Here is a 13,241-nt window from a genome sequence, read left to right as displayed (position 1 = left end):
CCGCCTGCGCGCATCCGCGATGCAAGCGTTAGCATCGGCGCATGCCTCCAGGAGCCGACCCGATGCGCCATGCACGTCCTCTCGCCGTTTCCCTGCTCGTGGGTGCGTTCGCCTGCGCGCTTCCTGCCGCCGCGCAGGACGCCGCGCCCGCGCAACGGCCGGACGTCGTCGCCGCCGGCGAAGCGATGCAGCAACAGGTGATCGCCTGGCGCCGGCACTTCCACCAGTACCCGGAGCTGTCCAACCGCGAGGAACAGACCGCCAAGCGCGTGGCCGAGGAACTGCGCAAGCTGGGCCTGCAGCCGCGCACCGGCATCGCGCGCCACGGCGTCACGGCGGTGATCAAGGGCGGCAGGCCGGGCCCGCGCATCGCCCTGCGCGCCGACATGGACGCGCTGCCGGTCACCGAGCGGAACAGCCTGCCGTTCGCATCGAAGGCCACGTCGACCTATCGCGGCGAGACCGTCGGCGTGATGCATGCCTGCGGCCACGACGCGCACACCGGCATCCTGCTCGGCGTGGCGAAGGCGCTGGTCGGCATGAAGGACACCTTGCCGGGTGAGGTCCTGCTGGTCTTCCAGCCCGCGGAGGAAGGCGCCCCGGCTGGCGAGGAAGGAGGCGCTTCGCTGATGCTGAAGGACGGCGTGTTCAAGGATTTCAGGCCGGAAGCGGTGTTCGGCCTGCATGTGTTCTCGTCGATCCCGGTCGGCCAGATCGGGGTGCGCCAGGGCCCGTTGATGGCCGCCTCGGATGCGTTCACGCTGAAGGTCATCGGCCGGCAGACGCACGGGTCGCGCCCGTGGGGTGGCGTGGACCCGATCGTCGCGATGGCCGACGTGATCGGTACCGCCCAGACCATCGTCAGCCGTCGCACCGACATTTCCAAGCTGCCCGCGGTGGTCAGTTTCGGCGCGATCAAGGGCGGCATCCGCTACAACATCATCCCCGACGACGTCGAAGTGGTCGGCACCATCCGCACGTTCGACGAAGGCATGCGGCAGAAAATCTTCGCCGACCTCAAGAATGTCGCCACGCACGTCAGCGCCGCGCACGGCGCGAAGGTGGAAGCCCACGTGCCCGACAAGGACGGCAATCCGGTCACCGTCAACAACCCGGAACTCACCGCCCGCATGCTGCCCAGCCTGCAGGCTGTAGTCGGCGCGGATAACGTCATCACCCCGGGCCTGCAGATGGGCGCGGAAGACTTCTCGTTCTACGCGCGCGAAGTGCCGTCGATGTTTTTCTTCGTCGGCAGCACGGCCAAGGGCATCGATCCGGTCACCGCGCCCAGCAACCACTCGCCCGAGTTCATGCTCGACGAAGCCTCGCTCGACATCGGCCTGCGCGCCCTGCTGCAGGTGACGCTGGATTATCTGGAGAAGCCGAAGGGCTGAGATAGTTTCTCCCTCTCCCTGCGCCAGCGGGGAGAAGGAAAAGCGCGTCACCGATGCTCGCCATCCACGTACAGCCACCGTCCGTCGATGCGGATGAAGCGGCTACGTTCGTGCAAGCGCACTGCGCTGCCGCCACCGACGCGGTAGCGGGCGACGAACTCGACCTCGGCGGTATCCGGCCCGGTGACGCGGTGCTGTTTCACCGTCAGGCCCAGCCAGGTGGTGCGTGGCGCACCGGACGCGTCCAGGCCCAGGTCGGCCGGGCGGGTATCGGGATGCCAGGTGCCGTGCAGGTAGTCGGCATCGCCCATCACGAAGGCGCAGTAGCGCGAGCGCATCAGCGCGTCGGCGTCCGGCGCGGCCTCACCGCCGTGATAGCGGCCGCAGCAGGCGGCGTAGTCGCGATGGGCGCCGCAGGGGCACGGACTCATGCCGAGCTGCCTCCTGTGGGAGCGACGTCAGTCGCGAGGGGGCCTCCGCGGTGGTTCATCGCGACTGACGTCGCTCCCACGACAGCATGGGACTGGCGTCGGTCACCGCTTCCCGTGGCCCGTCTCGATGAAGCGCAGGAACTCGGCGCGCGTGCGTGCATCCTCGCGGAAGGTGCCCAGCATCTTGCTGGTCACCATGCTGACGCCGCGTTTGTGCACGCCGCGGGTGGTCATGCATTCGTGCGCGCCGTCGACGACGACGGCCACGCCACGCGGCTGCAGCACGTCCTGGATGCACTGCGCGATCTGCGCGGTCATCTTCTCCTGCACCTGGAAACGGCGCGCGTACACGTCGACCACGCGCGCCAGCTTGCTGATGCCGACCACCTTGCCGTCGGGCAGGTAGCCCACGTGCACGCGGCCGATGATCGGCGCCATGTGGTGTTCGCAATGGCTTTCGAACTCGATGTCGCGCAGCACGATCATCTCGTCGTAACCGGCGACTTCCTCGAAGGTCCGCGCCAGGTACTCGCGAGGATCCATCTGGTAACCGCTGAACCAGTCGCGGTACGCCTTGGCCACGCGCTTGGGCGTGTCCAGCAGGCCTTCGCGCCCGGGATCTTCGCCGGCCCACTCCAGCAGCACGCGCACGGCGTCCTCGGCCTGCGCCTGGGTCACCTTGCCGGATTTGTCGTCGGAATGGCTCATCGCATGGACTCCTGCGGGGGGCGTGATGGTAACCCATCGGGGTGACGGGAAGCCCGATGGCACCCGGGCACGATCTGCTACGGCGTGGCCACCGCGATGGATGCGGGCCCGCTGGCACGATGCCGGAACCTCGCGTAACTTCTTGCCCACACAGGAAGTCCAACCCGCCACCCGCAAGGATGCCGCCATGGCGCTCCGTCGTTTTGCCGCTCTCGCATGCGCTGGTCTCCTTTTCGTGCCATCGGCCCACGCGGCCGACGCCGTGCTCGACCACGTGATCCAGCTGGCGCGCACTCAAGGCCTGTACGGCGACCAGCCCGACTGGCCCGCGGTGGAACGCGAGGCCTACGCCCGACTCACCGCCACGCCGGGCGAAGCCGGCCGCACCGCGGCGATCCGCTTCGTGCTGGCCTCGCTGAAGGATCGGCATTCGACCTACCGTCCGCCATCGCCGACGCCCCCTTTGGCGAATCCGGTGACGGCCGCACCGCAGCATGCGCCCGTGCAGTCCGCGGACAATCCGCCCATCGCCGAGGCGCTGGCGGAAGCGGGTGGCATCGGCCGGCTCAAGATCAATGGTTGGAGCGGCGAACCCATGGCAGTACCCATGCAGGCGCGCGTGGTGCGTGCGGCACTCAACGAAGTACTCGCGTCTTCGCAATGCGGCGTGGTCATCGATGTCACAACCAACATGGGCGGCAACATGTGGCCGATGATGGGCGGCATCGCTCCTCTTTACGACGAAGGCGTGCTGGAGACCTTCGAGCGGCGTGACGGCAGCCGGCTCGAAGTGCATGTCGCTGCCGGGCAGTTGTTCAATGGCGATGCGCCTTATCCCCAGGTTGCGCTGCCGGCACTCTCCCGCGTGCCCTCGCACATCGCGGTGATCATCGGGCCCCGGACGATGAGTTCGGGCGAGATACTGGCCATCGGCTTCAAGGGTCAGCGCAACGTGCGCTTTTTTGGACAGCCTTCGGGCGGATACACGACATCCAACCGCAGCTTTCCACTGGAGAACGGCGGCAAGCTGCTGCTGACCACCTCGCGCATCCTCGACCGCAAGGGCGCGGTCCAGCACGGCCCCGTGCTGCCGGATGAAACGACCGAGCAGCCGCTCGATGCCGCACGCGCCTGGCTGCAGGCCCACTGCGTCCGACCCTGAGGCCGTTGCACGCGGGTTCCGCGTTGTGAACGGCATGCATGGGCGGTCGTCACACGGTGTTTCGGCGGGCATGCCTAGAACGGAGGTCACGACGATGGCACCGAGGTGGCCCATGCCCCAGATCCAGGCACAGACCGATCTTCCCGTCCGCGCGATCGACATCGTGGCGGTGGACCCGGCGCTGCTGAACTTCGGCATCGACCTGTTCCAGGCCGTCATGAACGGCGCGCTGCCCGTGACCGACTACGAAGGCGAAGACCTCGCCTGCGTGGGCATGAACGTGATCGCGCGCCAAGTGGGCGGACACGGCCTTTCAATGGAAGAGGAAGCGTCGCTGGTGCTGCGCGTGGTGGCGTTCGGCGAACTGGTGACGCGCGCCGAATCGGACAGCCGCATCGCCGCGCACGTGGACGCCGTGGGCGGCAACTACCAGGTGACGCCCGCATTCCTGCAGGCGGCCGCCGGCGCGGACATCGTGCGCCGCATCGACGGCGGCTTCGGTTACGACCTGGACAGCATGGCGGCGCGGCTGATGCATTGACGCACCGACGGCATCGCGGCGCCGAGGCTCTCGGCGCGGGCGAGGGCCATGGCGGGTTCTCGCCGGACCAGGTCACGCAGGCGTTCGGCGTACTCACGCGGTGGGGCACGACCGGGAAGCGGCCGGCGCCGGGGAAATAACCACGGCATCGCCGCCGTCCGCTACGCTGCCGGCATGGGCAGGACTGTCGCGGGGATGCGGTCATGGATTTCCTGAAGATCCTCAAATCGTTCGAGGAGTTCGTCTACGAGGCGCTGACGTGGGTGATCCTGCTGCCGCGCACCTTGGTGCGGACGCTGCTGCACCCGGACCGGATGACGGCCTACGCCGCGCATGAGCTGGCGCGCACCGATGATGCGCGCTTCAGCGATGCCGTCAGTCCGCCGCTGTTGCTGATCCTGTGCGTGCTGCTGGCGCACCTGTTCGACCTCGGCGTGCGGGCGCAGGTGCCGGACACGTCCGGGTCCCTGGCTTCGGTCATCCTGGCGTCGGAGGAAACCTTGCTGCTCTACCGCACGATCACCTTCGGCGTGTGGGCGCTCGCGGGCGCCGCCTACGTGCTGATGCGGGCGCGCCAGCCGGTCAATCGCGATAGCCTGCGCCAACCGTTCTACGAGCAGTGCTACCTGGTATCGCCGTTCGCGCTGCTGCTTTCCATCAGTGTCTCGCTGCTGCTCATGCCGCAGTCGTGGGCGAACCTGACGTCGGCCTGCGTGACGCTGACGGTGCTCGCGTGGTTCTGGGTGGCGCAGGCGGCCTGGTTCCGTCGCCGCGTCCGGTTATCGTGGTGGCGTTGCTTCGGCGCAGCGGCGATCGTGCTGGCGGTGGGGGGCACCGTCAATCTTGTCGTGGGCTATCTGCTGGCGCATACGGCGGCCGGCGCCATCGCCAGCCCTTGAGCCTGGCGACGCGACACCGTCACCGACTCCCGGTCCTTCATGCCGCGGTCGCCCGAAACGAAGCGATGCCGCACCGGCGCTCATGGCGACCGCTTGCGATGGATGCGTGGCCCCGCGGTCGCGTCCATCGCCGGCGACGCAGGTGCCGCGGCGTCGTTGTGGACGGCTTCGGGCGGCGCATCATCGGGCGCGGGAACGATCGCATCGCGCTTGCGGGCTTTCTTTTCTTCCAGCTTCTTCTTCTTGGCGAGCTCGCGCTGGCGTCTCTCGAAAGCGTAGTTGGGCGTGACGGGCAAGGGCGTGCTCCTAGTCGTTCAACGACGGCGTTTGCCGGCCGCCGGTTCCGGAGATGGGACGGGCTTGCCGTCCTGGGTCACCTTGCGGCGCACGTACGTGGTGCCCAGCACTTCGATGGTGCCCCCATCGCGGTGGAATGCGTCGAGATCGGCGGCAAGGGTTTCATGCGTCAGCGGACCGCGTTCGCTGCCCGGACGACGGGCAAACACGCGGCTGGCGTCGCGGTGGACGTTCGGCACAGCGGCGTCTCCGGACGAGGTCTTGCGGGGGCGGGCCATGCCGCTCTCCTTATGAGTACAGCTGCAGGGGGATGCCGCGCGAGGTGCTGTCCAGATAGTCGGTGCGCACCGCGAGGCAGTAGGGACCCGACATCGTGAAACGACGGCACACGTCGGGTCGCGTGTCGTAGATGGAGCAGCACATGCGCGCGGCATCGATGGCCACGCACCAGCCTTCCTCATCGCGCGCCATCACGGTCAGGCCTGCCGGCGTCTGCGTGGTGAGATGCGCGGGAATGCGGTCCTCGGGCTGTACCACGACGGTCAGGCGACAGCACACGGCATCGCAGCGCGCGCACAACGGGACCTGGGGATCGGCGACGGCGTTCATGCGGCCATTCCACGCTGGTAGTGCAGCAGGCGCCCGCGATGGGGCGGGGGATCGCCGTCGTCCATCGGGCACGGAGCGGCATCCACTGCGAATCCCTGTGCCGCGAGCATGTGGCTGAAGCGCGCACTGTTGCCACGGCCAGGATCGGTGATCACCACCTCGGCGCGGACGCACGCGTGGCGTTCGATCAACGCGCTCAGCAGGTCCGCGCTGTCGCGCTCGTAGAGCACGTCACTGGCCACGATCGCATCGAAGCGGCCCAGCGACGGCAAGGGAGTATCCCAACGCAGTTGACGGTAGTGCAGCGCCGGCAGACCGTTCAGGGCGGCGTTGTAGGCCAGGAACACTTCCGCCAGCGGATGGATGTCGGAGGCGACCACATCGGCACCGCGCTTCTGCAGCACCAGGCTCGCCAAGCCGATGCCGCAGCCGATCTCCAGGATGCGCTTGCCGACGATATCGAAACGCTGCATCGCCTGCGCCAGCAGGCGGCCGGCCGGCCAGACCTGTCCGAACAGGCTCCATTGCGCCGATGAGATGCCGATGCGCGCGCCGTGACCGTCGGGATCGGCGAACTGCTGCTTGTCGCTCAGTACACGCAGGCGAAAAACGTGACCGCCAACGGCGTGGCGGGTCTCGCGGACCTGATAGCCCGTCATGGGCGCTCCCGGAGGTGCGTCAGCCCGGTGGGCGGTGACGCGTTGAGGAAAGCGCAGCGAGCGACGGTAGCGGCGGTCGGACGGGACGCACGAATGGGACGCCCCCATCCTACGCCATACGGCGCCCCCCAACCTGAAGACACGCGCGGACCCAGGGGATGCAAAGGGTCCGGGGTGCGTCGTACGGTGAGCCTGCCGGGAAAGGACGCCCGTCAGCGCCAGCTCGCCTTGCGCGAGGGCGGCGGCTTGGCTTCGATGTCGATCGACGGCACCAGCAGCGACAGGCGCGCCTTGGCGAAATCGCCGCTGCCTTCGACATCCAGCTTGCCCGCGCTGTTGGCGTTGATCAGGCCGGTGTCGAGGAACACCTCTTCTCCCGCGACCAACCGATGGCGCGCGCTGCACAACTTGGCCGGCACCTGCAGGATGCTGATCCCGTCGCGCTGCCACTTGGTCTCCGGCATCAGCCGCCGGACGATGGAGCCGTCCGCCCAGACGTCCACCGAATCCGACGACACCGACCGGCACTTGCCGATCCCGATATCAAAAGCCATGCGCCCTCCTAAAGAGCGGTATGCGTAAGCGTGAAGAGATAGCCGCGCGCTTCCAGCATGGCGCGCAGGCGCTGTTCCGCCGGCACGCGATGGAACTGGCGGCCGGCCCAAAGACCGAAACAGGGTCGGCCCGTGTTGTTGCCCTGCCCGGCTGGCCGTCGCGAGACCGAGATGTCCAGCGATTCGCACGCGGTGGCCCACATGACGCGCAGGTCGTCCGGCCCGATGGACTGCTGCGATCCCAGGTGCAGGATGAAGACCTGGACGTGCTGACTCGTCACACACACCTCCTCGGCACGCGCGGCTTGCGCGGGATGGGCCGATAGGGAGGAAATTCGCCGGCCTGTTGCGGCGGAAGGGACTGCCAGTCAGCAGGGACAGGTATACGCCGTTGGGGGGGTTATCGCAAACGCCCGGGAGCGCTGTTCCCATGCACGATCGTGATGAGCGGCCGGGCGGTGTATTCAACGCATGCCCAGCCGCCAGCCCAACCCCGACCAGCGGCTCGCATGCCGCGAAAGCGCCTCGCGGATCACCGTTTCGCTGCCGGCCACATGCAGTTCCCGGCGTGCGCGGGTGATACCGGTATAGACCAGTTCGCGCGAGAGCACGCGATTGCCGCGTGCGGGCAGCAGTAGCCACACCGCATCGAACTCGGAGCCCTGCGCCTTGTGCACCGTCATCGCAAAGGCCGACTCGTGCGCAGGCAGTGCGGCCGGATGGAAGGCGCGTGGTGCGTCGACCGCGTCGCCGGGGAACCAGGCCACGAGGGTGCCGGCCGCATCCCGCAGGCAGACACCGATATCGCCATTGAACAAGCGGTGACGGTAGCTGTTCTCGGTGACGATCAGCAGCTGGCCGTGGACGTGGCCCTGCGCGGCGCGCACGGGGCCACCCGATTCGGCGAGCCACCGTTCGATGCGCGCATTGAGCGTGCGTGCGCCCTGCGGACCGTCGCGCACGGCCGTCAGCAGGCGCAGGCGCGTGGACTGCGCCAGCGCATCGGCGGGCGTGGCGGCATGGCCCAGCGCGCGGAAGTGCGCGAGCAGCACTTCGCGCTGCGCTGCCAGCGGATCGGCCAGGTTCTCGTGGAAGTGGATATTGGACAGCGCGCCGTCGCGCAGTCGCGACAACGCCGCATCGGCATCGCCCTCGCGCACGGCCGACGCCAGCGGCGCGAGCTGCAATGCCTCGCTCTGACGCCATCCCTGCTCCAGGTGGACACGGATGCCGGGGAAGCGCGCTTCGCCCCCGACCGGCGCTGGCGCACCGGCATCGCCGATCAGGGGCTGCAGGGCGTCCGCATCGGCGCGCGCTATCGCGTCGCCTCCGCCGGCGGCACCGAGGATGGCGGCTAGCACGTCGCCGGCTTCCACCGACGGCAGCTGGTCGGGATCGCCAAGCAGCACCAGCCGCGTGCCCGGCGCGACCGCATCGACCAGCTTGGCCATCAGCGGAAGATCGATCATCGAGGCTTCGTCGACCACGACGATGTCGTACGGCAGCGGACTGTCCCGGTCGTGGCGGAAGCGCGGCGAATCCGGGATCGTCCCGAGCAGGCGATGCAGCGTGGTACCTGTGGTGGGCAACGAGGCGAGCAGATCGGCGTCGAGGCCCTGCGCGGCCAGCGCCTGCACTGCATGGCGCACGCTCTCGGCCATGCGCTCGGCGGCACGGCCGGTGGGCGCGGCCAGCGCGATGCGCGGCGATGCCTGCCCCGACAACGTCGCCTGCGCGACCAGCAACACCAGCAAGCGTGCGGTGGTCGTGGTCTTGCCGGTGCCAGGGCCGCCGGTGACCAGCAGCAACGCATGGCGCAGCGCGAGTGCGGCGGCGCGCGCCTGGCGATCGTCGTGCGTGGCGTGTGGGAATAGTGTGCCGAACAGCGGCGCGAGTGCCGCGATGTCGCCTTCGGGCACCGGCTGCGACGCGATGCGCCGCAGGCCCAGGGCGAGCGCGCGTTCGTACTCGCGATAGCGGCGCAGGTAGAGCAGGCCGCCTTCCAGCACCAGTGGTGCGCTGCCGGGCGAAGGCCACATCGCTTCGCGGGGCACGTCGACCCAGGGCGAAGCCGTCAGCTGCTGCATCCACGCGCCGGCGTCGGGCCAGGGGAGTTCGGCGTCGACCAGCGTGCCTGCGGCGTCGAGACGCACGCCGGCATGGCCCTTGGCCACCGCCAGCGAGGCCAGCGCCGCGGCGGCGAGCACCGCATCCGGCGTGTCGCCATCCAGCCGGCGCAGACTCTGCGCCAGGGCATGGTCGAGCGTGCGCAGGTGACCGCCCGCGTAGAGCGCATCGAGCAGGCTCATGCGAGGGCCTCCCTCGGGTGGCCGGCGAACAGCGCATCCAGCGCTTGCACCAGTTCGGGGGCGAAGCGGTGCGCGTGCACGCCGGGCGAACGCGGTTGGGTGAGGTCCAGCCCGCGGCAGAACAGGTAGCGGATGCCGCCGAAGTCGCGCGCGTAGTCATAGCGCTCGCCCAGGCGGAAACGCAGCCAGCGGTGCAGGGCCAGCGTGTAGATCAGCGCCTGCAGGTCGTACTCGCTGTGCGCCATCGCCTGCTGCATCGCCGCCGCGTCGTAGGCCTGCAGCTGGTTCGACTTGTAGTCGAGCACGTACCAACGGCCGTCATGGACGTAGGTGAGATCGATCAGGCCCGTCATCAGACCTTCGAGTCGCGCGCGCGCACCGAAGGCCGTGCGATGGCGCAGTAGGCCGTGCCGGTGCAGCAGGGCGAGCAGCGCCGGCACGCCGGTGGGCTGCATGGCGAAGTGGAATTCGATTTCGGCGCGACGCGCGTCGGGCGGCACATCGGCCAGGCGCGTGCCTTCCGGCAGCGACGTGCACAACGTCTGCCCCACCAGCGGCACCAGCACGGCGAGGCCGTCGTCGATATCGGCCTCGGCATAGCCGCCTTCGCGCAGCGCGTCGACGATGACGTCGGCCTGGCCGTCGGGGGCGGGATCGTCCGGCTGCCAGTCGCGCCAGGCGGCGAAATCGGCGTTCTCCAGCGCAGCGTGCATCACCACACCGAAACGGCTGCCGGCGAAACGCGGATCGGCCTGCGCCACGGGCGCGGCGATCGCGTCGGGCAGCACGTCGGCGTCGGAGGCGGGCGTTTCGTCCTCGCCCCCGGGATCGGCTTCAGTGGCGGCGGCCAGCGGATCGGCGCCGTCGGCATGGGCGAGCTGGGTGAAGCTGTAGACCCACCAATCCGCGGCGACGCGGCGCGACGCGGTCCGCGCGGGCGCGATGGCCGCCTCGTATTCGACCGGCAGGCGCGGCGGTGGCACTTCCGCCGGACCCTCGACAACGCGCACCTCGTCTCGTGCGCCGAGTGCGGCGAGGTCGGCCAGCAACGATGCCAGGCGGCTCTTCTCGAACTCGGTCACGTCGCCGGCCGCGATCCACAGCGCATGTTGGGCGCGGGTCAGGCCCACGTAGAGCAGGCGCGCATCTTCGGCCAGCGCATCCTGTTTCGCCGTCACGCCCGCGGCCTGCCAAACAGGATCGTCCTTGTCGATGCGCCAATGCAGCACGCGACGCACGCCGTCATGCACGGTGCGATGGCGGCCGCTGTCCGGGCGGCCCGTGCCAAGACCGGCGAACGGCAGGTAGACCAGCGGATACTCCAGGCCCTTGCTCTTGTGCAGGGTGACGATCTGCACGCGGCGCGCATCGGATTCCAGCCGCAGCAGCTGCGCTTCGTCGTTCGGATCGGCGTGGGCGATGCGTGCCTGCAGCCAATCGAGCAGACCATGCAGGCCCAGCGTGCGGGCGGCGGCTTCCTGCAGATGCTCGCCGAGCTGCAGATAGTTGGTGAGGCGGCGTTCGCCATCCAGCAGGCCGAGCAAGCGCCCGGCTTCCGCCGCGCACAGCTCGGACACCAGCGCGAACGGACCGCTGCGCTGCCAGCGCTCGCGCCAGTGCAATAGGCGCGCCTGATGATGGCGCTGCGCTTCGCCATCGGCCTCCAGGGCGGCCAGCGAGAGGGCGTCCTCGCCCAGCAGTACGGTGGCCAGCGCCGCGCGCAGGCGGCCGGCGTCGGCCGGATGCAACAGCGCGAGCAGCAGCGTGCGCAGATCGGCGGCTTCGCGGCTTTCGAACAGGCTCTGCTTGCCCGCGGCGACGGCCGGGATGCCGGCCCGCGCCAGCGCCTGCTGCATGCGGGTGGCGTCCTTGTGGTTCCGCACGAGCACGGCGATGTCGCCCGGCCGCACGGGCCGGCCGTCGATACGCGCGCGATCGTCGCGCGCATCGGACAGCACGCGGTGGATGTCGGCCACGCAGGCGGCGGTGGCGGCCTCGCGCGAAGTGTCCGCGTCGAACGCCTTGCCGGCCGCGTTGCGTAGCAGGCGCAGGGTGAGCGCCGGCGCGGGAACGCCTTCGCGCAGGTAATCCGCATCGCCGCGCTTTTCGCCCGCCGACACGGCTTCGAAACGGATGCCGGGATGCACGAACGCCTCGCGGCCCGCGGCATCGGCCCCGTCGTACAAGGCCTGCACCGCGCGCAGCAACGCCGGACGCGAGCGGAAGTTGTGGGTGAGCGGATCCGCATGGACGGTGGCCGGGTGGTGCCGGGCCGCCAGGTAAGTGGCGACGTCGCCGCCACGGAATCCGTAGATGGCCTGCTTGGGGTCGCCGATCAGGAACAGCGCCGGCGTCTCGCCCAGTGCGCGCACGTCGTCGGAGTCGCCGAACACGCGCGCGAAGATCTGCCACTGGCGCTCGTCGGTGTCCTGGAACTCGTCCACCAGGGCGATGCGGTATTGCGCGCGCAAACGTGCCACCAGCGCGCGACGATGCGGGCCATCGAGCGCGTCGGCCACGTGGTCGATGAGGTCATCGTAGGTCTGCAGGCGCCGCGTCTGCTTCATCGCCGCCAGGCGACGGCGGGCGTCGTCACGCAGGCGGTGCAACAAGGCCAGGCGCAGGCGCTTCTGCAGCTGCTGCCAGGCATCGTCGGCCTCGCACCAGTCGCGCCATGCGTCGAACAGCGGCGACGCCGGCACGCGCGCGGCTTCGCCATCCTTGCAGTAGCCCAGCAACGCCTCCGGCAGCAGCTTCTGCACATGGGTCTTGTCGGTACGCGGCCACTGCGCCAGGGCGGCACCGGCGCACAGTTCCTCGAAGGCCTTGTCGAAGCTCGGACGTCGCGCCTTGCGGCCATCGAAGACCTTGCCGTCGAAGGCGGTGGCGATCGCGGTGCGCGCGTCCGCTTCGTACAGGCCGATGGCCTCGACCAAGTGGGCTGCGCGGCCGGCGCGCGTGGCGTCCACGGCCACCTGGCGCTCGCGGTCGTCATGCAGAGGCGCGGGAGGCAGCAGCGGCAGCGGACCGCACAACGCCGGCAGGTCGGCGGCGAGCGCATCGGGGCCGCTCCACAACCCGGCCAGCGCGTCGACGGTGCCGGCATCGGCCGCGTACGAGCGCCACAGGTCCGCGGCGAGTTCTTCGTACAGCTCGCGCGTGTTGCCGAGCAGTTCGCCCGGTTGCAGGCCCTGCCCGGTCTCCAGCGCGTACTCACGCAGCACGCGCGCGCAGAACCCGTGGATGGTGAAGATCGAGGCGAGGTCGGTTTCTTCGGCGGCCGTGCGCAGGCGACGCGCGAGCTGGACAGGCGACTCGTCACCCTGCGCGAGATGGCGGGCCAAGATGGCCCGCGTGAGCGCGGCCTCGTGGGTCTCGTCCTCGTGCGCCACCGTGCCGACAAGATCGGCGGCCAGCGCGAGGCGCTCGCGGATGCGCTTGCGCAGCTCCTGCGTGGCGGCCTCGGTATAGGTCACCGCCAGCACCTCGCCCATGCGCAGGCCGCGCTCGACGATCAGCCGCGTGAACAGCGTGGCCAGCGTGTAGGTCTTGCCGGTGCCGGCGCTGGCCTCGATCAGCTGCACGCCGTCCAGCGGTCGATCGAGATACGGCTCGCGGGCGGGATCGAAGCCGCTCATGCCGCGCCCTCCCCACCGTCGGTGCGGCCACCGCGCAGCG

At 69.6% G+C, this 13,241-nt stretch carries 14 protein-coding genes; 4 read left to right on the top strand and 10 right to left on the bottom strand.

The genetic code is table 11. The features are described 5' to 3' along the window. Positions 1-62 precede the first annotated feature (62 nt). Positions 63-1,394: a M20 family metallopeptidase gene (locus BLT45_RS01135; protein WP_093294073.1), complete on the top strand. Its 1,332-nt coding sequence runs from the start codon at positions 63-65 to the stop codon at positions 1,392-1,394. Positions 1,395-1,441: 47 nt separating this feature from the next. On the opposite strand, the gene BLT45_RS01130 is transcribed toward BLT45_RS01135, so the two are convergent. Together BLT45_RS01130 and folE are read right to left on the bottom strand one after the other, a co-directional pair. Continuing rightward, complete coding sequence (locus BLT45_RS01130; protein WP_093294070.1) at positions 1,442-1,825, bottom strand: YchJ family protein; 384 nt, start codon at positions 1,823-1,825, stop codon at positions 1,442-1,444. A 102-nt stretch (positions 1,826-1,927) separates the two neighbouring features. Further along, entirely contained in the window at positions 1,928-2,533 is a 606-nt protein-coding gene (folE, locus tag BLT45_RS01125) for a GTP cyclohydrolase I FolE (RefSeq protein WP_093294068.1), read from the bottom strand. Between the two features lie 235 nt (positions 2,534-2,768). On the opposite strand from folE, the gene BLT45_RS01120 reads away from it, so the two are divergent. The 3 genes from BLT45_RS01120 (at position 2,769) to BLT45_RS01110 (ending at position 5,135) form a co-directional block, all read left to right on the top strand. After that, complete coding sequence (locus BLT45_RS01120; protein ID WP_175455677.1) at positions 2,769-3,695, top strand: S41 family peptidase; 927 nt, start codon at positions 2,769-2,771, stop codon at positions 3,693-3,695. 112 nt (positions 3,696-3,807) lie between these two features. Continuing rightward, a complete protein-coding gene (locus BLT45_RS01115) occupies positions 3,808-4,236 on the top strand; it encodes a hypothetical protein (protein WP_093294062.1) in 429 nt (142 codons plus the stop codon). 203 nt (positions 4,237-4,439) lie between these two features. Beyond that, positions 4,440-5,135, top strand: a complete 696-nt coding sequence (locus BLT45_RS01110) for a hypothetical protein (protein ID WP_093294059.1) — start codon at positions 4,440-4,442, stop codon at positions 5,133-5,135. An 80-nt stretch (positions 5,136-5,215) separates the two neighbouring features. Here the strand turns inward: BLT45_RS01110 and BLT45_RS01105 are convergent, their stop codons facing one another. The 8 genes from BLT45_RS01105 to recB form a co-directional block, all read right to left on the bottom strand. Continuing rightward, a complete protein-coding gene (locus BLT45_RS01105) occupies positions 5,216-5,431 on the bottom strand; it encodes a hypothetical protein (protein WP_093294056.1) in 216 nt (71 codons plus the stop codon). Positions 5,432-5,449: 18 nt separating this feature from the next. Continuing rightward, the gene (locus BLT45_RS01100; RefSeq protein WP_093294053.1) at positions 5,450-5,710 is read right to left on the bottom strand and encodes a hypothetical protein; all 261 of its coding nucleotides are present in this window, start codon (positions 5,708-5,710) and stop codon (positions 5,450-5,452) included. Positions 5,711-5,720: 10 nt separating this feature from the next. After that, complete coding sequence (locus BLT45_RS01095) at positions 5,721-6,041, bottom strand: YkgJ family cysteine cluster protein (protein ID WP_093294051.1); 321 nt, start codon at positions 6,039-6,041, stop codon at positions 5,721-5,723. Next, the gene (locus BLT45_RS01090) at positions 6,038-6,700 is read right to left on the bottom strand and encodes a class I SAM-dependent methyltransferase (protein WP_093294048.1); all 663 of its coding nucleotides are present in this window, start codon (positions 6,698-6,700) and stop codon (positions 6,038-6,040) included. The genes BLT45_RS01095 and BLT45_RS01090 overlap by 4 nt, the downstream gene beginning before the upstream one ends. 212 nt (positions 6,701-6,912) lie before the next feature. Beyond that, the gene (locus tag BLT45_RS01085; protein ID WP_093294046.1) at positions 6,913-7,254 is read right to left on the bottom strand and encodes a hypothetical protein; all 342 of its coding nucleotides are present in this window, start codon (positions 7,252-7,254) and stop codon (positions 6,913-6,915) included. A gap of 8 nt (positions 7,255-7,262) precedes the next feature. Then, a complete protein-coding gene (locus BLT45_RS01080) occupies positions 7,263-7,535 on the bottom strand; it encodes a hypothetical protein (protein WP_093294043.1) in 273 nt (90 codons plus the stop codon). A gap of 183 nt (positions 7,536-7,718) precedes the next feature. Next, a complete protein-coding gene (recD, locus tag BLT45_RS01075) occupies positions 7,719-9,563 on the bottom strand; it encodes an exodeoxyribonuclease V subunit alpha (RefSeq protein ID WP_093294041.1) in 1,845 nt (614 codons plus the stop codon). After that, positions 9,560-13,201: an exodeoxyribonuclease V subunit beta gene (gene recB, locus BLT45_RS01070; RefSeq protein WP_093294039.1), complete on the bottom strand. Its 3,642-nt coding sequence runs from the start codon at positions 13,199-13,201 to the stop codon at positions 9,560-9,562. The genes recD and recB overlap by 4 nt, the downstream gene beginning before the upstream one ends. Between the last annotated feature and the right edge of the window lie 40 nt (positions 13,202-13,241).

The sequence above is a fragment of the Pseudoxanthomonas sp. CF385 genome, assembly GCF_900104255.1.
Lineage (GTDB): Bacteria > Pseudomonadota > Gammaproteobacteria > Xanthomonadales > Xanthomonadaceae > Pseudoxanthomonas_A.
This window is presented reverse-complemented; position numbering and strand designations above follow the sequence as displayed.